Consider the following 22,478-nt stretch of genomic DNA (forward strand, 5'->3'; position numbering starts at 1 on the left):
AAACTCTTTTGGATGCGCGGCTCGCCCGTCATTGAACCGGGCGCCGGCGATACCCACAAGTCTAACATTCATAATTATGAATTTAAAATCCCGTTTTTGAGGTACAGTCGCCTTCCATGTCTGCCCTCACCCTGACTCCCCGCGCCCTGTACGAAGAGGTGGCCGAGCTGCTGCGCCAGCGCATCTTCAAGCGCGAACTGGAGCCCGGCAGCTGGATCGACGAGTTGAAGATCGCCGAGGAATACGGCATCAGCCGCACCCCCCTGCGCGAGGCACTGAAGGTGCTGGCCGCCGAAGGCCTGGTGACCATGAAAGTGCGCCGCGGCGCCTATGTGACGGAGGTGTCGGAGAAGGACCTCGCCGACGTCTACCACCTGCTGAGTTTGCTGGAGAGCGACGCTGCAGGCGTGGTCGCGGGTCGTGCCACCGATGCGCAGCGCGCCGAACTGAAGGCCCTGCATGCCGAGCTGGAGGCTGCGGCCCGCCCGGGCCGCGTCGACCGAGACCATTTCTTCGCCATCAACGAGCGTTTCCACATGCGCCTGCTGGCCTTTGCCGACAACCGCTGGCGCGACCAGATGGTTGCCGACCTGCGCAAGGTGATGAAGCTCAACCGCCACAACTCGCTGCTCAAGGCCGGCCGCATCGACGAGTCGCTGGCCGAGCACCGCGCCGTGATGGCCGCCATCGAGGCGCGCGACCCGGCCGGCGCCATGGCGCAGATGCAGGCGCACTTCCGCAACGGGCTCGAAGCGGCTTCCTGAGCGGCCACCCGGCTTCGGTCTTCCCGGCGCCGGGAGCCCGCGCCTGCATACCGGGAATCGGCGCATCCCATGCAAGCCGCGGCCGGGCGGCAAGCGTTCCCGCGCGATGCAGAATCCCCGCCATCAAGGGAGGAAGCAAGAGATGCACACCATCATCGTTACAGGCGCCGGCTCGGGCATTGGCGCGGCCACATGCCGCCGGCTCGCCGCCCAAGGCACGCAACTCGTCATCCACACAGGCAGCAACCGGGATGCGGCGCAAGCCGTCGCCAACGAATGCTGCGCGGTGCGCAGCACGGTCGTGTTGGGCGACATGGCTGAAGCCGCGACCGTCACCGCTCTGATCGAGGCCGCGCAAGCCCTGGGCTCACTGCGCGGCGTGGTGGCCAATGCCGGCTTCGCCGACCGCCGCTCGATCGCCGAACTGGACGACGAAGGCGTCGAGCGGTCGCTGCGTGCCATGGTGGTGTCGGTCGCCCACCTCATGCGGGCCAGCCTGCCGCTGCTGCGGCAAGTGCAACATGGCCGCTTCGTGGCGGTGAGTTCCTTCATCGCGCACCGCTTCCTGCAGGGCGCCTCCGCCTTTCCGGCCAGCGCGGCGGCCAAGGCGGGCATCGAGGCACTGGTGAAGGCCGCGGCCGCGGAATCGGCGGCGCAGGGTGTCACCGTCAACGCAATCGCGCCCGGCTACGTGAGCAAGGACAAGCCGGGCAGCGGTGCCCTCAGCCCCGCGCAATGGCAGGAGGTGGCGGGCCGCGTCCCGCTGGGACGGCTGGCCACGCCCGACGACATCGCCGCGCCCATCGCCTTCCTGCTCAGCCCCGAAGCGGCCTACATCACCGGCCAGGTGCTGCACGTGGATGGCGGGCTGACCCTCTAGCGCCGCCCGGCGGCCAAGGCTCAGGCCGCCGCGACCGCCTCACGCGCGTGGGCCCGCTGCATCACCTCGTGCGGCGGCAGCTCCTTCATGCGGTGGTCGCTCCACACCTGGCGCCAGCGGCGCGCGCCCGGCAGGCCGTGGCGCAGGCCCAGCATGTGGCGGGCGATGCTGTACCAGTGGGTGCCGTGCGCCTGGGCCTCGCGGACCATGTACTCGCACATGGCCAGCTCGATTTCCTCGCGCGTGCGCTCGGGCGCGCTCGCGTCGCAGAAGAAGGCCGAGTCCCACTCGGCCAGCCACCAAGGGTTGTGATAAGCCTCACGGCCGACCATCACGCCGTCCAGCAGCCGCAACTGCTCGTGCACGGCCTCGCTCTGGGCGAAGCCGCCGTTGATGGAGATGCGCAGGTGCGGAAACTCGTGCTTGAGCCGGTGCACCAGCTCGTAGCGCAGGGGCGGCACCTCGCGGTTCTGCTTGGGCGACAGGCCCTTGAGCCAGGCGTTGCGGGCATGCACGATGAAGGTGCTGCAGCCGGCTTCGCTCACCTGGCCGACGAAGTCGCGCACGAACTCGTAGCGCTCGATCTTGTCGATGCCGATGCGGTGCTTGACCGTGACCGGCAGGCGGGTGGCGTCGACCATCGCCTTGACGCAGTCGGCCACCAGCTGCGGCTCGTTCATCAGGCAGGCGCCGAAGGCACCACGCTGCACCCGCTCGCTGGGGCAGCCGCAGTTCAGGTTGACCTCGTCGTAGTTCCAGTCCTCCGCCAGCCGTGCGCACTTGGCCAGGTCTTCTGGCTCGCTGCCGCCCAGCTGTAGCGCCACCGGGTGTTCCTCGTCGTTGAAGCGCAGGTGGCGCGGCACGTCGCCATGCAGAAGCGCGCCGGTGGTCACCATCTCGGTGTAGAGAAGCGCATGGCGGCTGAGAAGCCGGTGCAGGTAGCGGCAGTGCCGGTCGGTCCAATCCATCATGGGCGCGACGGAGACGCGACTGGCGTCGAAGGGAACAGCGGCAGAGGGTGTGGGCTTGGGCAGGGTCACGTGGAGGAAGGCGGCCAGGGGCAGTCTTCGATTTTCGCCGACCCGCGGACGGCCGCCCGGCCGTCCGGCTATTTGCCGCTCAGAGCTGGCCGAGCTGGCTGAAAGAAGTGCGCAGTCCCAGGTAGTCGGTGGGTCCGTTGCTCTCCGGCGGATTGCCGGTGGCCGACAGCCAGGCGGCAATGCTGGGCAACCGCTTGGCGAAGTACGTCTGCAGCTCGCGCCAGTCGCCGTTGGCCTGGTGGCCCAGCGTCACTTCCAGCGCTTCCACGCCGATGGCGCGCAGGCTGCTCACCATGGCCAGGGACCGGCCCTCCAGCGCCTGCACCGGCACGTTGCGGCCCTGGCTGAGGATGTCTTCCAGGATGCGGCGGTTGACCACGTAGTCCGGCCAGGAACGCTTGGCGCAGGCGTCGTTGAGCTCTCGAAACACCCAGTGAAAGTTGGCAGCGAAGATGGCAGCGACCTGGTTGGCCTGGCGCATGGCCTGGCCCGACTGGCGCTCCTGCAAGCGCACCGACCACCAGATGGCCGCGATCACCCCGGCCGCCTGCACCCAGGCCGCCCATGCAACCGCATTCATCGGATAGGCCAGCCATGCCCCCACCGCCAGAGCAAGCAGGAGCCCGGCCATCAGCGCCAGTGTCTTTCTCATGTTTCCCTCTCGGTCATGGTCTTTTGTTCTTCAATTGCGGGGCCCCTCCTTGCCGAACATCCGCCGGATCGCCGCCACTCCGGCCACCAGGGCGTCGGAGTAGCTGCCGTAAGGAGTGCACGCGGCTTCCAGCGTCACGTAGGGCAGGTATTCATCGCTCTGATGGTCCGTGCCTTCCATCAGCACCCAATAGAACTCTCCCTCTTCCAGTTCGTGAACAGTGAGCGCGATGTTTCGCAAGGTCCGCATGCAGAAAAAACTATCAATTCAGACAAGGACATCGTAAGAAAGCATTCAGTAGAACGCCAAGCGACTATTTCACGATTAGGTACAAATGTGGCATTTAGTATCAGATTAGCGCACACTGAGCTTCCCGAAAAGGCGTACAGCTTGGGGCGTGACTCAAGACGCGGAGGCAGCCATGAAGAGATTCAACCTGAACAGCCACATGACGTCGCTGATCGGCGGCGGTTTCTACCCGACCGGCCATTCGATGATCATGTTTCCCAGCCAAGAGGACGCCAGCCGCATCGGGCACCAGCTGATCGAGGACGGCGTGGTGAGCGGCGACGAGGTCTATCTGGTCACTCCGCAGGAAATCCTCGACCAGATCACCCCCACCATCAAGGGATCGGACTACCCCCTGCCCTCGGCCGGCACCGAAGCCGCGACGGTGCGCACCTACACCCGCCTGGCCCGCGAGGGCCATCACGCCCTGCTGGTCAAGACCCGCGACGAGGTCGTGGCCGAGAAGGTGATGGAAGTGGTTCGCCAGGTGCCCTATTCCGTCGCCGAGCGCTACCGCCGGCTGGTGATCGAGGACCTGTAGGCGCTTTTTCCGGCGCGCCCTAGTGCGCCGACACGGAGGCCGGTGCCGACGCCGGCGCGGGGCCGGCCCGGCGCAGCACGTCGCGCGCCATCGCCTGGGCCAGTTCGTGCTCGCCCAGGAACACGGTGGCCGAGACCTCGTGGCTCAGCAACTGGGCTTGCGCCTCGTCATGGCTGCGCACCACCACCTCGATGGACGGGTTGAGCATGCGGGCGGTCTCGATCATCTGGCGCACGTTGATGGCCGCCGGCGTGGCAATGGCCAGCACCCGGGCGCGAGCGATGTGCGCCTGGATCATCACCGCCGGGTCGGCCGCGTCGCCCCACACGGCTGCCACGCCCTTGCCCCGCAGCGTCTCCACCAGTTCGCGGTTCTGGTCGGCCACCACGAAGGGCACGTCGCTGGCGTCGAGCATGGCCGCGATTCGCCGGCCGACCCGGCCGTAGCCGACCAGCACCACCTGGCGCGAGAGGTAGCGGGCGTCGGTGGTCATGGGCAGCTCGGCCAGCGGATCGATGCGCGACTCGAAACCGCGCGCCAGCGCCGAGTGCTTGAGCAGCCAGCGCTGCAATGGAGCGATCAGCGCGAACCACAGTGGGTTGGTCGCGATGGAGATGAGTGCGCCGGCCAGGACCAGGTTGCGCCCTTCCATGGGCAGCAGGTTCAGCGCCACCCCCAGCCCTGCCAGGATGAAGGAGAACTCCCCGATCTGCGCCAGGCTGGCGCAGATGGTGAGCGCCGTGCCCAGCGGATAACGGAACAGCAGCACCAGGCACAGGGCGGCCACCGACTTGCCCACCACGATCACCAGCACCACCGCCAGCACCTGCAGCGGCCGGTCGATGATGACCATGGGGTCGAAGAGCATGCCCACCGACACGAAGAAGAGCACCGCGAAGGCGTCGCGCAGCGGCAGCGACTCCTGCGCGGCCCGGTGGCTGAACTCCGACTCGCGCAGCACCATGCCGGCAAAGAAGGCGCCCAGTGCGAAGGACACGCCGAACAGCGCTGCCGATGCGAAGGCGATGCTCACCGCGGCCGCCACCACGCACAGGGTGAAGAGCTCGCGCGAGCCGGTGCGCGTGACCTGCCACAGCAACCACGGCAGCACCCGCCGCCCCACCACCAGCATCAGCGCCACGAAGCCGCCCACCTGCAGGAAGGTGACGCCCAGCGTCTGCCAGACGTTCTGGCCGCCCCCCACGCCGGCGCGGCCCATGGCCTCGGCCAGAGGCGGCAGCATCACCAGCACCAGCACCATGGCCAGGTCCTCCACGACCAGCCAGCCCACCGCGATGCGGCCCACGTAGGTATCGAGCAGGCCCAGGTTCTCCAAGGCGCGCAGCAGCACCACGGTACTGGCCACGGACAGGGCCAGGCCGAAGACCAGCGCGGCGCCCAGGTCCCAGCCCCACCAGTGCGCCAGGATGCCGCCCAGCAGCGTGGCCACCGCCATCTGCACCAGGGCACCCGGCACCGCGATCTTGCGCACCGCCAGCAGGTCGTCCAGCGAGAAGTGCAGGCCCACGCCGAACATGAGCAGCATCACGCCGATCTCGGCCAGTTGGGCGGCGATGCTCGCGTCGGCCACGAAGCCGGGCGTGAAGGGACCGATGATGACCCCGGCGAGCAGGTAGCCCACCAGCGCAGGCAGGCGGGCCCGCACGGCCACGAAGCCCAGGATCAGTGCAAGACCGAGGCCCGCGGCAATGGTGTTGATGAGGGAAGCGGCGTGCGGCATGTGCCTATGTTGCACGCAAGATCGGCGCCCATCGCGGCAATCCCTTCAATTTCCTCTGTCTTCAACCGGCCATCCGGCTGTCCTTGGCGTTCACCAGTTCCTCCGGCTCCTGCGCCTCGACCCAGCTCTCGTTGTTCAGGCCGGCCTTGAGCCGCTCCTCGTCCAGCGCACCGGTCCACTTGGCCACCACGATGGTGGCCACGCCATTGCCCACCAGGTTGGTGAGCGCCCGGGCCTCGGACATGAAGCGGTCGATGCCCAGGATGAGCGCCAGCCCCGCCACCGGCACGTGCCCCACCGCCGACAGCGTGGCCGCCAGCACGATGAAGCCGCTGCCCGTCACGCCGGCCGCCCCCTTGGACGTCAGCAGCAGCACCGCCAGCAGCGTGAGTTCCTGCATGAGCGTCATGTCGGTGTTGGTGGCCTGCGCGATGAACACCGCCGCCATGGTCAGGTAGATGGAGGTGCCGTCGAGGTTGAAGGAGTAGCCGGTGGGAATGACCAGGCCCACGCAGGTCTTGTCGGCGCCCAGGTTCTCCATCTTCTCCATCATGCGCGGCAGCACCGACTCGGAGGAGGATGTGCCCAGCACGATGAGCAGTTCCTCCTTGATGTACTTGATGAACTTCCAGATCGAGAAGCCGTGCACCTTCGCGATGGTCCCAAGCACCACGAAGATGAACAGCAGGCAGGTCAGGTAGAAGGTGCCCATCAGCTTGCCCAGCGAGAACAGCGAGGAGATGCCGTACTTGCCGATGGTGAAGGACATCGCGCCGAAGGCCCCGATGGGCGCCAGCTTCATGACGTAGCCGATGATCACGAAGAGCACGTGCGAGCTCTTCTCGATCATGTCGAACACCAGCGTGCCGCGCCCGCCGAAGCGGTGCAGTGCGAAACCCGTGAGCACGGCGATCAGTAGCACCTGCAGGATCTCGCCCTTGGCGAAGGCGTCCACCACCGTGTTGGGGATGATGTGCAGCAGGAAGTCGACCGTGCCTTCCATCTTGCCCGGCCCGGTGTAGGCCGCCAGCGCCCGCGTGTCCAGCGAGGCCGGGTCGATGTTCATGCCCGCCCCGGGCTTGAACACGTTGACCAGCACCAGCCCCACCACCAGCGCGATGCTGCTGACGATCTCGAAGTACAGCAAGGCCAGGCCGCCGGTCTTGCCCACCTTCTTCATGTCTTCCATGCCGGCGATGCCCACCACCACCGTGCAGAAGATGATCGGGGCGATCAGCATCTTGATCAGCTTGATGAAGGCGTCGCCCAGCGGCTTCATCGTCTCGCCCAGCGAGGGCCAGAAGTGCCCCAGCAGGATCCCGATGACCACGGCCGTGATCACCTGGACGTAGAGCGAGCGATACAGGGGAAGCTTGTCTCTTGTAGCTGTCGTCGCGGTTTCCATCTTGTCCTCCTGGTTCGGGCAGGCACAAAAAAACCCGCCGAGGCGGGTTTCCTGTCCTATGGGTTGTCCATGGGCATCTCAGTGCATGTGCAGGCCGCCGTTGACCGGGAAGTCGGCGCCGGTGGAATAGCCGCCCTCGTCGCTGGACAGCCACGAGATGATCGAGGCGATCTCGCTGGGCTCGCCCAGGCGCTTGACGGGGATGGTGCCCACGATCTTGTCGAGCACTTCCTGGCGGATGGCCTTGACCATGTCGGTGCCGATGTAGCCCGGGCTCACGGTGTTGACCGTCACGCCCTTGGTGGCCAGCTCCTGCGCCAGCGCCATCGTGAAGCCGTGCATGCCGGCCTTGGCGGCCGAGTAGTTGGTCTGGCCGGCCTGGCCCTTGGCGCCGTTGACCGAGCTGATGTTGACGATGCGGCCCCAGCCCTTTTCCACCATGTCGCCCACCACCTGCTTGGTGACGTTGAACATGCTGTTGAGGTTGGTCTCGATGACGGCGCTCCAGTCCTCGGGCGTCATCTTCACGAACATGCGGTCGCGCGTGATGCCCGCGTTGTTCACCAGCACATCGATGCTGCCGATCTCGGACTTGGACTTGCCGAAGGCCTCGACGGTCGACTGCCAGTCGCCGACGTTGCCCACCGAGGCGTGGAAGTCGAAGCCCAGCGCCTTCTGCTCGGCCAGCCACTTGGCGTAGTCACGGGTGGGACCGCAACCGGCGATGACCGTGAAGCCATCCTTGTGTAGGCGCTGGCAGATGGCGGTTCCGATACCTCCCATGCCGCCGGTGACGTATGCGACCTTCTTGCTCATGATTTGTCCTTCCTTCTTTGTACAACTTCCCCAAGGGGGCCGAACCACTGTAGCGAGATTAGATGAACCCGCCGTCTCAGGAAAACACCAACGTTATCTGCAACGATCTGTCACACGTCGCCCCTAAACTCCGGCGATGTCTTCCGTAGAGCTTGTTGGCGTCGCCAAGTCCTGGGGCGAGAGTACCGCATTGCATGGCGTAAATCTCGCCATCCACGCAGCTTCTTTCTGCGTTTTTCTAGGCCCCTCGGGCTGCGGCAAGTCGACCACGCTGCGGATCGTCGCCGGCCTGGAAAGCGCCACGGCCGGGCAGGTGCTCATCGACGGCAAGGACGTCACCACCCTGCCACCCGCCCAGCGCGGCATCGCGATGGTGTTCCAGAACTACGCGCTGTTCCCGCATCTCTCGGTGGCGCAGAACATCGGCTTCGGCCTGTCGGTGCGCAAGGTGCCGGCAGCCGAGAGCGAGCGTCGGGTGAAGGAGACGGCCGACCTGCTTGGCCTGGCCGCCCTGCTGGAGCGCAAGCCCTCGCAGCTCTCGGGCGGCCAGCAGCAGCGCGTGGCCCTGGGCCGGGCGCTGGTGGCGCAGGCCAAGGTCTGTCTCATGGATGAACCACTGTCCAACCTGGACGCACAGCTTCGCCAGGAGATGCGGCGCGAACTGCGAGAGCTGCAGCGCCAGCTGGGCCTGACGGTGATCTACGTGACGCACGACCAGGCCGAGGCCATGAGCATGGCCGACCAGGTGGTGCTGCTGTCGCAAGGCCGCATCGAGCAGGCCGGCGCCCCGCGCGAGCTGTACGCCCGCCCGGCCACCACCTTCGTGGCGCGCTTCATCGGCACGCCGCCCATGAACCTGGTCGCGCTAGAGGGTGGCCGCATCGCGGGCAGCGACGTGGCCACCGGCGTGCCCGCCGCCACGCTGGGCGTGCGCCCCGAGGCGGTGCGCCTGGCCGGCGCCGGCGAGGGTTTCGATGCCGTGGTGCAGAGCGCCGAGTACTTGGGCGCCGACCTCGTGCTGCGCTGCAGCGTGGGCAGCGAATCGCTGCTGGTGCGCACCGAGGGCCAGCACCAGGTCGCGCCCGGCACGGCCGTGCGGCTGGCCTGGCAGGCCGCCGACGCGCATGGTTTCGACGCCCAGGGCCGGCGGGTTCACTAGGCCCCTTTTCCAAGTTCTCATCTCCATCCAAGGAAAGACAAGAAGATGCAAAGAAAGACATTCCTGCGCGCCGCCTTCTGGCAACTCGCCGCCGCCGGCGGCCTTCTGGCCAGCGCATCGGCCGTGCAGGCCCAGGCGCCGGTCGACCTGCAGTTCTACTACCCGGTGGCCGTGGGCGGCCCGATCGCCAAGACCATCGACGGCTTCGCCGAGGGCTTCATGAAGGAGAACCCCGGCATCAAGGTCACGCCCATCTATGCCGGCACCTACCAGGAGACCATCGTCAAGGCGCTGACGGCCCACAAGTCGGGCACGCCGCCGGTGACCTCGGTGCTGCTGTCCACCGACATGTTCACGCTCATCGACGAAGACGCCATCGTGCCCTTCGACAGCCTGGCCAAAACGGCCGAGGACAAGGCCTGGATGGGCAGCTTCTACAAGGCCTTCATGGCCAACAGCCAGACCGGCGGCAAGACCTGGGGCATTCCATTCCAGCGCTCCACCGTGGTGATGTACTGGAACAAGGAGGCCTTCAAGGAAGCCGGCCTGGACCCCGAGAAGGGCCCGGCCAACTGGGCCGAACTCAAGAGCATGGCCGCCAAGCTCACCAAGAAGGACGCCAGCGGCAAGGTCACGCAGTGGGGTGTGCAGATTCCTTCCAGCGGCTTCCCCTACTGGCTGTTCCAGACGCTGACCACGCCCAACGGCGCCATCCTGGCCAACGAGGCGGGCACCAAGGTGACTTTCGACGACCCTAAGGTGGTCGAGGCGCTGCAGTACTGGGTGGACCTGGGCAAGGCCGGCGTGCACCCGCCCGGCGTGGTCGAGTGGGGCACCACCCCCAAGGACTTCTTCGAGAAGAAGGCCGCCATCATCTTCACCACCACCGGCAACCTGACCAACATCCGCAAGAGCGCGGGCTTTCCCTTCGGCGTGGGCATGATCCCCGGCAACACCCGCAAGGGCTCGCCCACCGGCGGCGGCAACTTCTACATCTTCAAGAAGTCCTCGCCGGCCCAGCAGGAAGCGGCCTTCAAGTTCGTCAAGTGGGTGACGCAGCCCGAGCGCGCCGCCACCTGGAGCATGGAGACCGGCTACGTGGGCGTGTCCGAGGCGGCCTATGCCACCGAGACGCTCAAGAAGTACGGCCAGGAGTTCCCGCCCGCGCTGGTGGCACGCGACCAGTTGCCGGTGTCGGTGGCCGAGTTCTCCACGCATGACAACCAGCGCGTGACCAAGGCGCTGAACGACGGCCTGCAGGCTGCGCTGACGGGCAGCAAGACGCCCGCCCAGGCGATGAAGGACGCCCAGGCCGAAGCCGACCGCATCCTCCGTTCCTACAAGTAGACCGGGGAGCGCACCACACGATGAGGAACCGCACTGCCGTCCACGCCTGGCTGATGCTGCTGCCGGCCCTGGTGCTGCTGGTGGGCTTCACCCACTGGCCGGCGGTCTCGACCCTTATAGACAGCTTCTATTCCACGCCGCGCGGTGCCCGGCCGGCGGTGTGGGTGGGGCTGGAAAACTACCAGGTCATGGTGAGCGACCCGGTGTTCTGGAAGGCGGTGCGCAACAACCTGATCTTCGCCAGCGCCACCATCCCGGCCTCCATCGGCCTGGCGCTGGTGATGGCCCTGTGGGTCAACGAGCGCATCGCCGGCCGTGCCTTCCTGCGCATGGCCTACTTCACGCCCACCGTGCTGCCGATGATCGCGGTGGCCAACATCTGGCTGTTCTTCTACACGCCGCAGTACGGCCTGCTGGAGCAGATCACCGGCGCGCTGGGCCTGCCTTCGCACAACTGGCTGGGCAGCCCGTCCACCGCGCTGGGCGCGGTCACGCTGGTGGCCATCTGGAAGGAAGCCGGCTTCTTCATGATCTTCTACCTGGCCGCGCTGCAGTCGCTCAATCCGAGCCTGCGCGAGGCCGCGGCCATCGAGGGTGCCTCGCGCTGGTACTTCTTCCGCCGGGTGCAGTGGCCGCTGCTCATGCCCACCACGCTCTTCGTGCTGGTCAACGCCTTCATCAACGCCTTCCGCATGGTCGACCACCTCTTCGTGCTGACGCGCGGCGGGCCGGACAACGCTTCCATCCTGCTGCTCTACCACCTGTACGAAGTCGGCTTCAGCTTCTGGGACACGGCCTACGCCTCGGCCATCACGGTGGTGCTGGTGGCCGTGCTGGCGGGCATCGCCCTCTTCCAGTTCTTCGTGCTGGACAAGCGGGTGCACTACAAATGAAGTCGCGAACGCCGCAGCCCATGGCCTACAACGAGCCCGGCTGGCTGGACACGCTCGCAGCCTGGCTGCTGGCGATCCTGTGGGTGCTGCCGCTGGCCTACGCCTTCTGGACCGCCTTCCACCCGGCCGAGTTCTCGACCCGCTTAGACCTGGGCGCGCCGCTCACGCTGGACAACTTCCGCCGCGCCTGGGTGGCGGCGCCCTTCGCGCGCTACTTCCTCAACACCACGCTGCTGGTGGTCATGATCCTCGCGGTACAACTGGTGCTGGGCACCCTGGCCGCCTTCGCCTTCGCGCGCTACCGCTTCCCGGGGCGCAACATCGCGTTCGCCCTGGTGCTGGTGCAGCTGATGATCATGCCGGACATCCTGGTGGTGGAGAACTACAAGACCATGGCCCGCCTGGGCCTGGTGGACACGCTGCTGGCCATCGGCCTCCCCTACTTCGCCTCGGCCTTCGCCATCTTCCTGCTGCGCCAGACCTTCCTGGGCATCCCCAAGGAACTCGACGAGGCCGCGCGGGTGGAAGGCGCCAACGCCATGCAGGTGCTGTGGCGCGTCTACGTGCCGCTGGCGCGGCCAATCTACACCGCCTTCGCGCTGGTGTCGGTGAGCTTCCACTGGAACAACTTCCTGTGGCCGCTCATCATCACCAACAGCCAGAACGCGCGGCCGCTCACGGTGGGGCTGCAGGTGTTTTCCTCGGTCGACCAGGGGGTGGACTGGTCCATCATCACCGCAGCCACGCTGATGACCTCGGCGCCGCTGCTGGTGGCCTTCCTGCTCTTCCAACGGCAGTTCGTGCAGAGCTTCATGCGGGCGGGCATCAAGTAGCCATGAAGCTGATCACCTGGAACACCCAGTGGTGCCGCGGCCTGGACGGCCTCGTCAGCCCGAAGCGCATCGTCGAGCACGCGCGGAGCATGGCCGACTTCGACGTGCTGTGCCTGCAGGAGATCGCGCAGGGCTTCGACGGCATGGCCGGCTCGCCTGGCGACCAGCCGGCCGAGCTGGCGAAACTGCTGCCGGGCTTCCGGCTCTTCTTCGGGCCGGCGGTGCACGAGATCACCGAACGCGGCCGCGAGCAGCGCTTTGGCAACCTCATCGCCACGCGCCTGCCGGTGTCGCGGGTGCAGCATCACCTGCTGCCCTGGCCGGCCGACCCGGCGGTGGGCAGCATGCCGCGCATGTGCACCAGCGTCACGCTGCGCAGCCCCGGGCTGGGCGCCCTGAGGGTGATGACCACGCACCTGGAGTACTACTCCGCCTCCCAGCGCAGCGCACAGGCCGAGGCCCTGCGCGCCCTGCACGCCGAAGGCTGTGCGCAAGCCGCCGCGCCGCCGACACCCGAGCTGCCTGCCGACCTCGGCACGCCCTTCCAGCCCAAGCTGCACACGCAGCAGGCCATCCTGTGCGGCGACTTCAACATGCCGCCCAGCGACCCGGCCTATGCGGCGGTGCAGCAGCCCTTCTCGCTGACCGACGGCTCGCAGCATGCGCTGCACGATGCCTGGCGCGCGCAGTACGGCAGCGGCGCAACGCACGCGCCCACCTTCCGGCTGTTCGACCGGCGCTACGGGCCCGAGCCCGTCGCCTGCGACTTCGTCTTCCTGAGCGACAGCCTCGTGCCGCGCCTGCGCCGCATCGAGGTGGACGGAGCCACGCAGGTCTCCGATCACCAGCCGGTCCTGGTCGAGCTGGGCTGATTCACAGCGCCGCGCGCACGGCGCGGGCGATTGGTCCTTAACATGGGCCCTTGTTTATTCGTGCGTGCCAACGGCAAGTGGAGACCACGCCATGAAAGTTCCCGGACCCATCCCGGCGCCTGGCCGCGCCGGCCGCAGCGACCTGTTGTGGGTCGTGCTGCTGCCGCTCGCGACCTTCGTGCTGGCAACCCGCTTCGAGCTGCACGAGCGCATGGCCCACCTCACCGCCCGCCTGGAGAAGTGGCAGGTCGACGAGATTCCGCTGGCCCTGCTGGTGCTCTCCGTCACGCTGGCCTGGTACGCCTGGCGGCGCCGCAACGAAGCCGCGCGCCTCCTGGCGCGCAACCGCGAGCTGACGCAGCAGCTGATCGCGGTCCAGGACAGCGAGCGACAGTCCCTCGCACGCGAGTTGCATGACGAGCTGGCCCAGCACTGCACCGCCATCCGCATCGAGGCCACCTACATCCAGCGCGCGCAGTCGCTCGAGCAGATCGGCGCGGCCGCTAGGCGCGCCGCTTCGTCGGCCGAACTGCTGCAGGCCGGCGTGCGCCGCCTGTTGCGCCGGCTGCGCCCGGCCGAGCTGGACGAACTCGGCCTGGTCGCCGCCCTGCAATCCCTGTGCGACGACTGGGCCTCGCGCAGCGGCGTGGCCTGCCGCTTCCACCCGCAGGGCGAACTGCGCCGCTGCGGCGAGGCCATGGACACCACCATCTACCGCGTGGCGCAGGAGGCACTGGTCAACGTGATGCGGCATGCGCAGGCCACACAGGTGGAGATCGCCCTGGTGGCCACGCCCGACAGCGTGGTGCTCCACGTGCAGGACGACGGCCGCGGCCTGGCCGCGCACGCTCCATCGAAAGGCTTCGGCCTGCTGGGCGCGACCGAGCGTGCCGCGGCGCTGGGCGGCAGCTTCGAGACCCGCAGCGCGCCCGGCTGCGGCACGCAGGTGCGCATGCACCTGCCGCTGCAGGTGGCGGCCGGCGTGGGCCTGGCCGCATGATCCGGCTGCTCCTGGTCGACGACCATCCGGTGGTGCGCACCGGCTACCAGCACCTGCTCGAGCAGGACGGCGACATGACGGTGGTGGCCCAGGCCGGCAGCGTGGACGAGGCCTACGCCCACTTCGTCGCGCACGAGCCCGACATCACCATCACCGACGTCGCACTGCCCGGCAGCAGCGGCCTGGACCTGATCCACCGGCTGCGCGAGCGCTCGGCGCAGGCGCGCACGCTGGTCTTCAGCATGCACGACAGCGAGATGCTGGTGCACCGCGCCTTCGAGCTGGGCGCGCTGGGTTTCGTCTCCAAGAGCTGCGCGCCCGACAGCCTGATCGAGGCGGTGCACAGCGCCCTGGCCAGCCGGCGCTACCTGAGCCCCGGCCTGCCGCAGCACTGGCTGCACAGTGCCGCGCGCGCGCCCGCCTTCGCGCAACTCACCCCGCGCGAGTTCGAGGTGTTCCGCCTGCTCTCGCGCGGCGAGTCGCCCGCCGAATGCGCCCGCGTGCTGCACCTGAGCCCCAAGACCATCTCCAACCTGCAGAGCCAGATCAAGGAGAAGCTGGGCACCGGCACCAGCGCCGCGATGGCGCACCTGGCGATCAGCCATGGGTTGATACCCCCTGGCAATACCTGAGGGACAACCGGACATTGCTCCGCGCCACTGCATGGCGCGAGCAGGGTCAGGCTCGACTCAAGTCCTCAGGCTCGAGATCAGTTTCGCCCCGCACTCCGTGAGATCCCCGTCGAACGCCAGTATTCGCCCCTTGTGCCTGGCACCGGACAGCCGGGGAATGATCCTGAACTCGCCGCCGCAACGAGGACAGCGCGTCAGGCAGTCTTGGGCGGCGACCCGCCGCCCGTGGACGTGGATGTCCAGCGCGGTGATCACTTCGCCGCCATGGTCGGTCGTGTCGCCTAAGCGAACGGCGGGCCTGCCGTGCTCGTCACGCATGGGCGGCCTCGGCGTCGGTATCGGGCGCGCAGCCGAAGATGCGCAGGTTGCCGCTCCAATCGGCCTTCATGTACGCGCCGCCACGCAGGGCCATCTCGATCACCTTCCCCTGCCCGTCCTGCAGATAGGCGAACACGCCTCCGCCCTCGAATTCCATTACGTGCGAAGTCGTATCCGGAGTCCGCATCATCCGGTAGTCCACGATCAGAAGCGCGTCGTCGATCTCGATGCGCCTCACCGTCGGATTCCTGATCTCGACACTGTTGTCGGCGTGCAGCGTCATCGTGCTGCCGTGCGCTGCATGCCAGGTAGCGCCGCCCACCTGGTTGACGACCACCCCATAGGGCGTCAGGTAGATCTGCGCCGGCTCGCCGGGTTTGACATCGCCAACGCGTATGACGTCGTCGTCATCGTTCGCACCGCCTTTTCGCTGGTCGCTCATGCGGACCTCGCTGCCTTGCCATCCACGCCGGGCTGCAAGAGCGCGTTGAGCCCTTCGTTGCTGCCTTGATAGAGCTCGCGCCAGCGCACGTAGCGCTGCGCCTCCGCGGCCAGATGGACCGTATTGCCTCCGTTCTCCTTGAACTTCCCGATGAAGCCCGCGTAGGAGTCGTGCACCCATCGATCGAAGAACTCTTCCAGCGCAGGCCCGATCTTCATCCGCTTCATATCCTTGAGGATTTCCGGTGCGTGGCGATTGAAGCCCTGATAGGTGGTCTTGCTGTCGAAAAGATTGATTGCCGGTTCGCCCCTCTCCAGCAATCCGATCTGGCTGCTGAACAAGGACTGCCCCTGCCGGTAGTACTCCAACCCCTTGGTGTCGAAGCGATAGGCGTAGCGCACGCTGTCCAGCTTCTCGAAGCGCTTCTCCTGGGTGACCTTCAAACGCCACGCCAGATAGCGCAAGCCATGTTGACGCAGCGCGTCGCGGGTGTCGGGACTCGGGCTGGTCGGCACGCCCGCCTGCTCGAAGTAGGAGGCGACCGCCGCCCGGACATCGTCGAGACCGTCCAGGCCGAAGCGCGCCCACAACCCCTGGTCCTTGGCCTTCTGCATATAGATGTTGATCCACGGGATGTCTTCGTGCCCGGAGCACGATTTCAATGCCGCGCGGTACATCTCGTTGAGCGGCAGCAGGGAGAGCAGGCGCTGATCGTCCTTGACGGGGCTGAGCCCGGCTTGACGCGGGTCGTCCGCCTGAAGACGAACGCCCTTGCCCTGGTCGCCCGCGGCATAACCGCCACCTACATCGCTGTGCGCGCCGGGGCAATGGTGCTCATGGGAGTTGACCGGAATGAGGCCGTCGGCCCGTGCCACGCTGTCCAAGGGGAAGTTGGTGCGCAGCTCATGCAGGGCCACATAGTGCACGCAGTTCTTGACCTCGGGGTCGATCAGCAGGTTTTTTTCCGTGGCCCATGCGTTGTGGCCGCTGCTTCCGATGGCATTGGTCAGGCCTACCGAAGCGACGGTATCGAACAGACCCAGCATGCGAACGTAGCTCGGCGCGCCGAACAGCTGGCCTCCCATCAGCATGTACTCGTGCAGCCAGTTCGAGAACACGCGAGCTTGTGCTGCGCCCCGGCTGAATCCGAAGACATCGATGTAGATCGCGCCGATCCTCGGGAGCGTCTTGCGCGCGAGCACCTGCTGGGTCAGTTCCTGGCGGATCCGGGAAAAGAACTTGTGGCGCTCGCCCTTGATCTTCGCGCCGAAGCTGGTGCGGTCGTCCGCGCCGACGAGGCCGTAGGGCAGATCGAGGGAATCGAGGATCTGCTGTTCGGGCGTCATGCGGGGCGGCTGCTGGGTGGGGCTTTCCGCGTTGGGAGTTGGAACACGGGCCGTTGAACACAAGGCAGCGAGTTGCTCAACTCGGAAACGCAGTTTTTGATTGTTGATGAACTGGTGCACCGAATTGACGACCTGCAACAGCCCATAGAGGATGCGAGCCTCGCCGCCAGCGCCGCCCGGTCCACCAAAGGATTCGGCTTCCTCTTTGTCAAGTTCGTAGAAGGGTGTGCCGACGCCTGAAACGTAATGCGGAAAGTGCCCCTCATTGGGATCATCGCGATAGACCTGCCAGAGCCTTGTCACGTTGGTATTCAGTCCAGGGTTTGCGACCTCTTCCGGCTTCTGTCGGTTGTTGTCTGTGCCGTCGAAGAAAAGTCCGATGTTCAGCGTGAACTCGCATTCATGTGGACGGCAATGCGCGAGCGAAGGCAGACATTTCACGTCCGCGGGCTGTAGAACGGTCTTGAATGTGCTCATGGTTGTGATTACTCCCTTAGGGTGTCTTAGTCGTCGCTTGTGGGTTGCGGCTTCTCGCCGGGCAAAGGCGCGTAGACCTTTGCTGGGCCTCGCGGATAGGCAGGCCCGGGGTACTCAGTGCTTCCCGGGGCCGGCCAACTCACCCACACTTCTGCCTTATGGCCAGGCAACAAGTGGACGTATACGCCCGAACTATCTCCAGGTCTGACGGCAAAGTTCACAGGCACAGTCGCCTCGTGCTCCAGCTTCTCTTCGACATTGCTGCGATAGGTGATCCACTTCACCTTGACCATCACTGGCCCATTGGGAATCTCGCGTGGCAACAGTGCGCAACATCGTCCCGCGGTGCCCCCTCCCCAGCCCGCCGCGCTTCCGAGCCAATGCCCGTCCAGATAAATGTCTGGCAACCCGATCTTGGAACCGTAGTGCGTCACTACGCCGACCGGCACACCCATCTTGTTCTTGTCGGGCACAAGGTCATAGGCCGTGTTCGAACAGCCCGCAACTATTAGAGCCGCCGCTATGGTCGCCAGGATGCAACGGACAATATCGATGAAGGATCTCTTGGCTCCTGTTGGATGTGACGGTCGAAAGGTCCCGAGCGTGCTCATCGGAGCCTCCGCCCTGCTCCAATGGCATTCACCAGGGCGACCGTATTGAACGCGTCTATTCTTCGGTCGTATGTTCATCGTGGTTTCGCATTGCTGTGGACTGCATTGCGCAAGCGAAGATGGACATTTCACGTCCGCGGGCTGGAGAACGGTCTTGAATGTGCTCATGGTTGTAGTTGCTCCCTTTGGCTTTCTTAGTTGTCGCTCGTCGGTTGCGGTTTCTCGCCGGGCACAGGTTCGTAGACTGGGGCCGGCCCCTTCGGATACGCAGGACCTAGGTACAACGTGCTTCCTGGCATCGGGCCCGAGTACCAGACTTCTGCCTTATGACCCGGCAACAGATGCACGTATAGCCCCGAGCCACCTTTGCCGGGTGCAACCGCGAAGTTCACGGGCACAGTAACGTCATGCTCCAGCTTCTCTTCGACATTGCTTCGATAGGTAATCCAGCGCACCCTGACCATCATTCGTTCTTTTGGGATCTCGCGCGGCAGCAGCAGGCAGCACAGGCTTCCGCTCTGCCCCCACCCGGATACGCTTGTGATCGGCTCCCCGTCGAGATAGGCGTCAGGAACTCCGATCCACGATCCGTAGTGAGTCACAAGCCCGATGGGCACACCGACCTTGTCTTTATCAGGCACAAGGTCGTCGGCCGTGCTCGCGCAACCCGCGAAAAATGAAGCGACCGTCAAGGCCGCAACAGCCGCACACTTCCGGCGACCCACTTCGAACTGCCATCTTCGGGCTCTGGCTCGCTGCGGCTCCGAAGAAAAGGTCTTCGATTTCCTCATGTCGTGATTGCGCCCGTCGGTTGTCCTGCTGCCTCCGGCCGGGTGCGGCTTCTCGCTGGCGAGAGCACGTAGACCGTCGCGTCGCTTCTCTGGATGGTTTCTCCATGCTCCCTGAGCAGCGTCGCGCTGCTGGATCGCAACTGCACTCATTGAACAGCCACCCGTCGTTGTCATCGCACATTCGCAGCGGCCGTACCCAACAGGCTGTGCATGAACGCCTCGTCGTTCCGGTATTGCGTGCCCTCGTTGAAGAGCTGCCTCAGAAAGTCGACAAGCACCCTTCTGTCCGTGCTTCCGCTGGCCTTCCAATGACGGATGCATTTGCACGCGGCCTCATAGCGGCTCAGCGCGAATTTCTCTTCGCCGAGGCCGACGTCCTTCCCGATGTGATGCAGCAGGACATCCGGCTCGCCCTCGTCCATCAGGCGCCCGACCTGCTCGTCGGTGAGGCGTAGCGGCTGTGGAGGCTGCGTGCGTTGCAGGCGCGACTCGCTGAGCGAGAGCTCATAAGTCTCGCCTTCTCGCTTGTGAACTGCCCACCTGGCGAGCGGTCCGGTGATGGCGTCCCATTGGTCTGGGGCAAGCACTTGTGGCAGGTACGCCATGACGCGAGAGTCCCCGATGCGCAGGCCATACGCCAAGCCCGTGTCGTCGGCGAAATAGACGTAGTGGCGCAGATGCTGCGCCAGTTCTTCGAGCGTTGCGGATGACTGAAGAAATGCGATGTGCAGGCGGCGCGGGTAGCAGTCGATCAGCCGCAGGATCTCGGCCTTGTTTGGGAGCTCCAGCGCGACTTCCTCCGAGATGAGGATGGGGCCCGCAAGGTGCTGCTCCGTCTTGGGCATCAAGGGAGCAAACATGGGGCTTGGCGAGGCGAACCACTTCGAGGTGCTGACGGCGTGATGGATCATCGCGCCATCCATGAGGATGTAGCCATTCATGCGCCGCGCCTCAGATCGCGGAGGTGGGGCTGCCAGCGCGCGCGGCCTTCAGCATGCACGGAATGCAGGTGCTCTCGGGCAGGATCGGCAAGGCTGTGGGCGGTGCCTTGGGGCCGAAGGTCTGGAAGTCGGAAGACCAGATATGGAAGGCCTGGCCGGTCAACGCCTCGAACCCTTTGGTGTCGGTCATCGTGAACGAGTGTCCGGGCACCTCGAACGAGATGCCTTTTCTCGCCTTGAGCCGGATCCAGTCCGACTCGCTGATGAGTTCGATGGCCCGCTTGGCGATCAGTTCGATCCGGTCGTCCTGCGCCTGGATCTGCACCGCGCCCTTGCCTGCGAAGATGCGCACGCCCGCCTTGTAGGCGAACAGGCAGACGGCATCCAGCGCGCTCGCAAAAAAGCTCCGTGCGCTCGCGATGCTGGTGTGCGCCCCGCTGGTGATCGCCGTGTGTTCGCCGCTGGCGATGTGAGTCGTGCCGCCCGTGCTGGTCTCGATGCCTGCGGGGCTGGATGCGACCAGATGCGGCCGTGCGAGCTCCGGGAATTTGCCACCTTCGCTCGTCCCCTTGATTTCCTCGTTCTGCGCCTTGAGGTCATCGGCGACAGCCTTCTGGTCTTCGCCGGCTTCCTGCGCCTTGTGGTGCTCGGCCAGCGAGGCGAGGGTGTCGTGCCGGTCGTGGGCCTGGGTCAGCCGCGACACCGTCTCGCCCATGTCCAGGACGTGCGACCGGGCCTGCTCCCTGCCTTCGGCGCTGAGGTACAGCCCATCCTTGGCGCGGATGGCGCCATGGGCGTCCGTGCGCAAGTCGAAGCCTTCTCCGCGTTCGTCCTTGCGCCCGGCGTTGTCCTCGATGCGGGTGATGTGGCCGAGGCTGAGCTGACTGTGCTTGTGGTCGCTCTTGAGTTGAGCCTGGATCTTCGACTCGGTGTCGTCGAGGATCAGGTGATTGCTCCGCCCGCCCGCGCCGTTGCCGCCTTCCTTGGTGAGCTCCCTGCTTCGAAAACCGCTCAGGGCCGATTGGCCAGGCAGTTGCCAGGGCGGAAGGTTCAACTGGTTGTGAACTCGGCCGGTGCAGATCGGCAGGTCGGGGTCGCCGCCGATGAAGTCGACGATGACCTCCTGGCCGATGCGGGGGAGCTGCATGCCGCCCAGCTGGTTGCCCGCCCATGGGCTGGAAACCCTGACCCAGCAAGAGCTGTGCTCGTTCCTTTGACCGATGCGGTCCCACGGGAACTGGACCTTGATTCGGCCGAATTCATCGGTCCAGAGGCTCTGTCCCTCGGGGCCGACGACACGGGCCGTTTGCGGCCCTGGGCTATGGGGCTTGGCATACGTGAGCGCGGGGCGCAGCGGCTCCCTGATCGGATGGGCCGCGAGGTCCACGCTCACCTGCCAGTGCTGGGAGCGCTTTGCGTCGTCGCCCGCCTCCTGCGCCACATCCTCGATCAGGAACGACGTGTCCAGGATCAGATACTCCGCATTCGCGCGCGCCTGCGGATGCTTCGCGAGCTTGAACGTGCAGCCCGGCACCATGCCACGCAGATTGCCGCTGGCCTGGGCCCGTGCGCCATGGGTGCGCAGGGCTTGCATGCGAAGCAATGCGAGGTGCCTGGCTTCTTCCTGCGGGTCGGTGTCGCCGTGGCTGCCAGCGCGAGGCTGCGCGTAGTGGCTGCCGGCTTGTGCATGGTGCCAGTGATAGACCTCGGCGTCGGCCAGGCCCGTGGGCCGGGGCTCCTGGCGGGTTTGCGTCAGGTCGGCGCGCGGGCGGGTGTAGTCATAGTCGCGGGTGGTGTATCTGCCGCTGGTGAGGTGGTGCTCGGGCGTGAAGCTGTGCAGGTATTCGGCATCCACCTTCCAGCCGGGAGGATGGAACTCGACCTGTCGATAGGCTTCGCTCGCGTTCTCCCCGTACGCGGCCATCGCGTCACAGAGGACGAGCCGGTGGTGCCCCCGGCTGTGTTCGAAGTGATAGCTGATGCCCCATTCCTGGCACAGGCGCTCGAAGAAGGCGAAGTCGCTTTCGTTGTACTGGGTCTGGTAGTCGCGTACCGGGTAGAGCCGGCCGTCTGCGCGATCCAGGCCGTAGAGGCGCTTCTCCACGGGGTAGTTGTAGTCGGCGAGCAACTCGTCGAGGATGTCGACGACGGTCTTGTTCTGGAACACCTTGCAGTCGGTCTCCAGCGTCGCCAGGTGCAGCCACGGGCGCAGTGTCAGCTTGTACTGCACAGCGCGGCCGACTTCGCCGAGGACGGCCGCATCGGTGATGAGTGCATTGATCTCGCGGACGCCTGCGCCTATATGGTCCACGGCCGTCCCGACTGCGCCGGGCCGAAATTCGCCGGCCCCATCGAGCTGGATCGAACAGGAGATTTCTCGGCCGAGGAAGGCGTCGAGGTCGAAATCGGCTGCGCTCGTTGCCCCGATGTACGCGGTGGTGGACTTGAGCCGGAGCTCGTATTCGAAAAGGCTGTTGACGCCTTCGCGCCCGGCGAGCCGAACGGGCTCGAGAACCGGAGCGCCCTGAACCAGTGGAATTGCTTCGCTGTGAATGCGAAGCGTGCGCGTGCTCGCGCCGATGCCTGCCGGTGATGACATTTTTTCCTCCCTGACTTTCTTTTCACTTGCACGTCTCTTCTGGACGCACTGCCGACTCGCGAATGTAGCGAAAGCTCGCCCTGCGTCAAA

22 protein-coding genes are annotated in these 22,478 nt (G+C 66.0%); 10 read left to right on the forward strand and 12 right to left on the reverse strand.

The window, feature by feature from the left end:
• Nucleotides 1-116 precede the first annotated feature (116 nt).
• Nucleotides 117-764 (forward strand): GntR family transcriptional regulator, encoded by a 648-nt coding sequence (locus BM345_RS10035; RefSeq protein WP_093378684.1) that lies wholly within the window; start codon nucleotides 117-119, stop codon nucleotides 762-764.
• Between the two features lie 142 nt (nucleotides 765-906).
• A complete protein-coding gene (locus tag BM345_RS10040; RefSeq protein WP_093378686.1) occupies nucleotides 907-1,644 on the forward strand; it encodes an SDR family NAD(P)-dependent oxidoreductase in 738 nt (245 codons plus the stop codon).
• Between the two features lie 20 nt (nucleotides 1,645-1,664).
• Here the strand turns inward: BM345_RS10040 and dusA are convergent, their stop codons facing one another.
• From dusA to BM345_RS10055, 3 genes are all read right to left on the reverse strand, one after another.
• A complete protein-coding gene (gene dusA, locus BM345_RS10045) occupies nucleotides 1,665-2,684 on the reverse strand; it encodes a tRNA dihydrouridine(20/20a) synthase DusA (protein WP_302847514.1) in 1,020 nt (339 codons plus the stop codon).
• Nucleotides 2,685-2,763: 79 nt separating this feature from the next.
• Nucleotides 2,764-3,336 carry a hypothetical protein gene (locus tag BM345_RS10050; protein ID WP_093378687.1) on the reverse strand — a complete coding sequence of 191 codons (573 nt, stop codon included), beginning with the start codon at nucleotides 3,334-3,336 and terminating at the stop codon, nucleotides 2,764-2,766.
• Nucleotides 3,337-3,366: 30 nt separating this feature from the next.
• Nucleotides 3,367-3,585 carry a hypothetical protein gene (locus tag BM345_RS10055; RefSeq protein WP_093378690.1) on the reverse strand — a complete coding sequence of 73 codons (219 nt, stop codon included), beginning with the start codon at nucleotides 3,583-3,585 and terminating at the stop codon, nucleotides 3,367-3,369.
• Between the two features lie 172 nt (nucleotides 3,586-3,757).
• On the opposite strand from BM345_RS10055, the gene BM345_RS10060 reads away from it, so the two are divergent.
• Nucleotides 3,758-4,165 (forward strand): hypothetical protein, encoded by a 408-nt coding sequence (locus BM345_RS10060; RefSeq protein WP_093378693.1) that lies wholly within the window; start codon nucleotides 3,758-3,760, stop codon nucleotides 4,163-4,165.
• Nucleotides 4,166-4,184: 19 nt separating this feature from the next.
• Here BM345_RS10060 and ybaL read toward each other — a convergent pair whose 3' ends face one another.
• The 3 genes from ybaL to phbB all read right to left on the reverse strand — a co-directional run bounded on the left by ybaL (nucleotide 4,185) and on the right by phbB (nucleotide 8,127).
• A complete protein-coding gene (ybaL, locus tag BM345_RS10065) occupies nucleotides 4,185-5,906 on the reverse strand; it encodes a cation:proton antiporter domain-containing protein (RefSeq protein ID WP_093378695.1) in 1,722 nt (573 codons plus the stop codon).
• Between the two features lie 61 nt (nucleotides 5,907-5,967).
• Entirely contained in the window at nucleotides 5,968-7,311 is a 1,344-nt protein-coding gene (locus tag BM345_RS10070; protein ID WP_093378698.1) for a dicarboxylate/amino acid:cation symporter, read from the reverse strand.
• 78 nt (nucleotides 7,312-7,389) lie between these two features.
• Nucleotides 7,390-8,127 carry an acetoacetyl-CoA reductase gene (gene phbB, locus BM345_RS10075; protein ID WP_093378700.1) on the reverse strand — a complete coding sequence of 246 codons (738 nt, stop codon included), beginning with the start codon at nucleotides 8,125-8,127 and terminating at the stop codon, nucleotides 7,390-7,392.
• Nucleotides 8,128-8,263: 136 nt separating this feature from the next.
• Between phbB and BM345_RS10080 the strand changes: the two genes are divergently transcribed.
• From BM345_RS10080 to BM345_RS10110, 7 genes are all read left to right on the forward strand, one after another.
• Nucleotides 8,264-9,286 (forward strand): ABC transporter ATP-binding protein, encoded by a 1,023-nt coding sequence (locus tag BM345_RS10080; RefSeq protein WP_093378703.1) that lies wholly within the window; start codon nucleotides 8,264-8,266, stop codon nucleotides 9,284-9,286.
• Nucleotides 9,287-9,331: 45 nt separating this feature from the next.
• A complete protein-coding gene (locus tag BM345_RS10085) occupies nucleotides 9,332-10,633 on the forward strand; it encodes an ABC transporter substrate-binding protein (protein ID WP_093378705.1) in 1,302 nt (433 codons plus the stop codon).
• Between the two features lie 20 nt (nucleotides 10,634-10,653).
• Nucleotides 10,654-11,526: a carbohydrate ABC transporter permease gene (locus BM345_RS10090; RefSeq protein WP_093378708.1), complete on the forward strand. Its 873-nt coding sequence runs from the start codon at nucleotides 10,654-10,656 to the stop codon at nucleotides 11,524-11,526.
• Nucleotides 11,523-12,359 carry a carbohydrate ABC transporter permease gene (locus BM345_RS10095; protein ID WP_254789671.1) on the forward strand — a complete coding sequence of 279 codons (837 nt, stop codon included), beginning with the start codon at nucleotides 11,523-11,525 and terminating at the stop codon, nucleotides 12,357-12,359. The genes BM345_RS10090 and BM345_RS10095 overlap by 4 nt, the downstream gene beginning before the upstream one ends.
• Nucleotides 12,360-12,361: 2 nt before the next feature.
• Complete coding sequence (locus tag BM345_RS10100) at nucleotides 12,362-13,231, forward strand: endonuclease/exonuclease/phosphatase family protein (protein WP_093378713.1); 870 nt, start codon at nucleotides 12,362-12,364, stop codon at nucleotides 13,229-13,231.
• A 91-nt stretch (nucleotides 13,232-13,322) separates the two neighbouring features.
• Nucleotides 13,323-14,231, forward strand: a complete 909-nt coding sequence (locus tag BM345_RS10105) for a sensor histidine kinase (protein WP_093378716.1) — start codon at nucleotides 13,323-13,325, stop codon at nucleotides 14,229-14,231.
• Complete coding sequence (locus BM345_RS10110) at nucleotides 14,228-14,863, forward strand: response regulator transcription factor (protein WP_093378718.1); 636 nt, start codon at nucleotides 14,228-14,230, stop codon at nucleotides 14,861-14,863. The genes BM345_RS10105 and BM345_RS10110 overlap by 4 nt, the downstream gene beginning before the upstream one ends.
• 57 nt (nucleotides 14,864-14,920) lie before the next feature.
• Here the strand turns inward: BM345_RS10110 and BM345_RS10115 are convergent, their stop codons facing one another.
• The 6 genes from BM345_RS10115 to BM345_RS10135 all read right to left on the reverse strand — a co-directional run bounded on the left by BM345_RS10115 (nucleotide 14,921) and on the right by BM345_RS10135 (nucleotide 22,388).
• Complete coding sequence (locus tag BM345_RS10115; RefSeq protein ID WP_093378720.1) at nucleotides 14,921-15,181, reverse strand: PAAR domain-containing protein; 261 nt, start codon at nucleotides 15,179-15,181, stop codon at nucleotides 14,921-14,923.
• A complete protein-coding gene (locus tag BM345_RS10120) occupies nucleotides 15,174-15,623 on the reverse strand; it encodes a hypothetical protein (RefSeq protein WP_093378722.1) in 450 nt (149 codons plus the stop codon). Before BM345_RS10120 ends, BM345_RS10115 begins: the two co-directional genes overlap by 8 nt.
• On the reverse strand, nucleotides 15,620-17,446 hold the full coding sequence (locus BM345_RS10125) for a T6SS phospholipase effector Tle1-like catalytic domain-containing protein (protein WP_093378724.1): 1,827 nt from the start codon (nucleotides 17,444-17,446) through the stop codon (nucleotides 15,620-15,622). The genes BM345_RS10120 and BM345_RS10125 overlap by 4 nt, the downstream gene beginning before the upstream one ends.
• A gap of 26 nt (nucleotides 17,447-17,472) precedes the next feature.
• A complete protein-coding gene (locus BM345_RS29665; protein ID WP_175544962.1) occupies nucleotides 17,473-18,057 on the reverse strand; it encodes a DUF3304 domain-containing protein in 585 nt (194 codons plus the stop codon).
• A 961-nt stretch (nucleotides 18,058-19,018) separates the two neighbouring features.
• Complete coding sequence (locus BM345_RS10130) at nucleotides 19,019-19,789, reverse strand: DUF4123 domain-containing protein (protein ID WP_093378726.1); 771 nt, start codon at nucleotides 19,787-19,789, stop codon at nucleotides 19,019-19,021.
• Between the two features lie 10 nt (nucleotides 19,790-19,799).
• Nucleotides 19,800-22,388, reverse strand: coding sequence for a type VI secretion system Vgr family protein (locus tag BM345_RS10135; protein ID WP_093378729.1), 2,589 nt, complete (start codon nucleotides 22,386-22,388; stop codon nucleotides 19,800-19,802).
• Nucleotides 22,389-22,478: the final 90 nt, after the last annotated feature.

The sequence above is a fragment of the Variovorax sp. OV329 genome (assembly GCF_900114785.1).
In the GTDB taxonomy this organism is placed as follows: domain Bacteria; phylum Pseudomonadota; class Gammaproteobacteria; order Burkholderiales; family Burkholderiaceae_C; genus Variovorax.

Bases quoted from the DNA above. Each gene is read 5' to 3' on its own strand.
- BM345_RS10110 (WP_093378718.1), top strand. From the start codon at position 14,228: ATGATCCGGCTGCTCCTGGTCGACGACCATCCGGTGGTGCGCACCGGC.
- BM345_RS10035 (WP_093378684.1), top strand. From the start codon at position 117: ATGTCTGCCCTCACCCTGACTCCCCGCGCCCTGTACGAAGAGGTGGCC.
- BM345_RS10120 (WP_093378722.1), bottom strand. From the start codon at position 15,623: ATGAGCGACCAGCGAAAAGGCGGTGCGAACGATGACGACGACGTCATA.
- BM345_RS10090 (WP_093378708.1), top strand. From the start codon at position 10,654: ATGAGGAACCGCACTGCCGTCCACGCCTGGCTGATGCTGCTGCCGGCC.
- BM345_RS10085 (WP_093378705.1), top strand. From the start codon at position 9,332: ATGCAAAGAAAGACATTCCTGCGCGCCGCCTTCTGGCAACTCGCCGCC.
- phbB (WP_093378700.1), bottom strand. From the start codon at position 8,127: ATGAGCAAGAAGGTCGCATACGTCACCGGCGGCATGGGAGGTATCGGA.
- ybaL (WP_093378695.1), bottom strand. From the start codon at position 5,906: ATGCCGCACGCCGCTTCCCTCATCAACACCATTGCCGCGGGCCTCGGT.
- BM345_RS10100 (WP_093378713.1), top strand. From the start codon at position 12,362: ATGAAGCTGATCACCTGGAACACCCAGTGGTGCCGCGGCCTGGACGGC.
- BM345_RS10115 (WP_093378720.1), bottom strand. From the start codon at position 15,181: ATGCGTGACGAGCACGGCAGGCCCGCCGTTCGCTTAGGCGACACGACC.
- BM345_RS10130 (WP_093378726.1), bottom strand. From the start codon at position 19,789: ATGAATGGCTACATCCTCATGGATGGCGCGATGATCCATCACGCCGTC.
- BM345_RS10060 (WP_093378693.1), top strand. From the start codon at position 3,758: ATGAAGAGATTCAACCTGAACAGCCACATGACGTCGCTGATCGGCGGC.
- BM345_RS10050 (WP_093378687.1), bottom strand. From the start codon at position 3,336: ATGAGAAAGACACTGGCGCTGATGGCCGGGCTCCTGCTTGCTCTGGCG.
- BM345_RS10055 (WP_093378690.1), bottom strand. From the start codon at position 3,585: ATGCGGACCTTGCGAAACATCGCGCTCACTGTTCACGAACTGGAAGAG.
- BM345_RS10070 (WP_093378698.1), bottom strand. From the start codon at position 7,311: ATGGAAACCGCGACGACAGCTACAAGAGACAAGCTTCCCCTGTATCGC.
- BM345_RS10125 (WP_093378724.1), bottom strand. From the start codon at position 17,446: ATGAGCACATTCAAGACCGTTCTACAGCCCGCGGACGTGAAATGTCTG.
- BM345_RS10040 (WP_093378686.1), top strand. From the start codon at position 907: ATGCACACCATCATCGTTACAGGCGCCGGCTCGGGCATTGGCGCGGCC.
- BM345_RS10135 (WP_093378729.1), bottom strand. From the start codon at position 22,388: ATGTCATCACCGGCAGGCATCGGCGCGAGCACGCGCACGCTTCGCATT.
- BM345_RS10095 (WP_254789671.1), top strand. From the start codon at position 11,523: ATGAAGTCGCGAACGCCGCAGCCCATGGCCTACAACGAGCCCGGCTGG.
- BM345_RS10105 (WP_093378716.1), top strand. From the start codon at position 13,323: ATGAAAGTTCCCGGACCCATCCCGGCGCCTGGCCGCGCCGGCCGCAGC.
- BM345_RS29665 (WP_175544962.1), bottom strand. From the start codon at position 18,057: ATGAGCACGCTCGGGACCTTTCGACCGTCACATCCAACAGGAGCCAAG.
- BM345_RS10080 (WP_093378703.1), top strand. From the start codon at position 8,264: ATGTCTTCCGTAGAGCTTGTTGGCGTCGCCAAGTCCTGGGGCGAGAGT.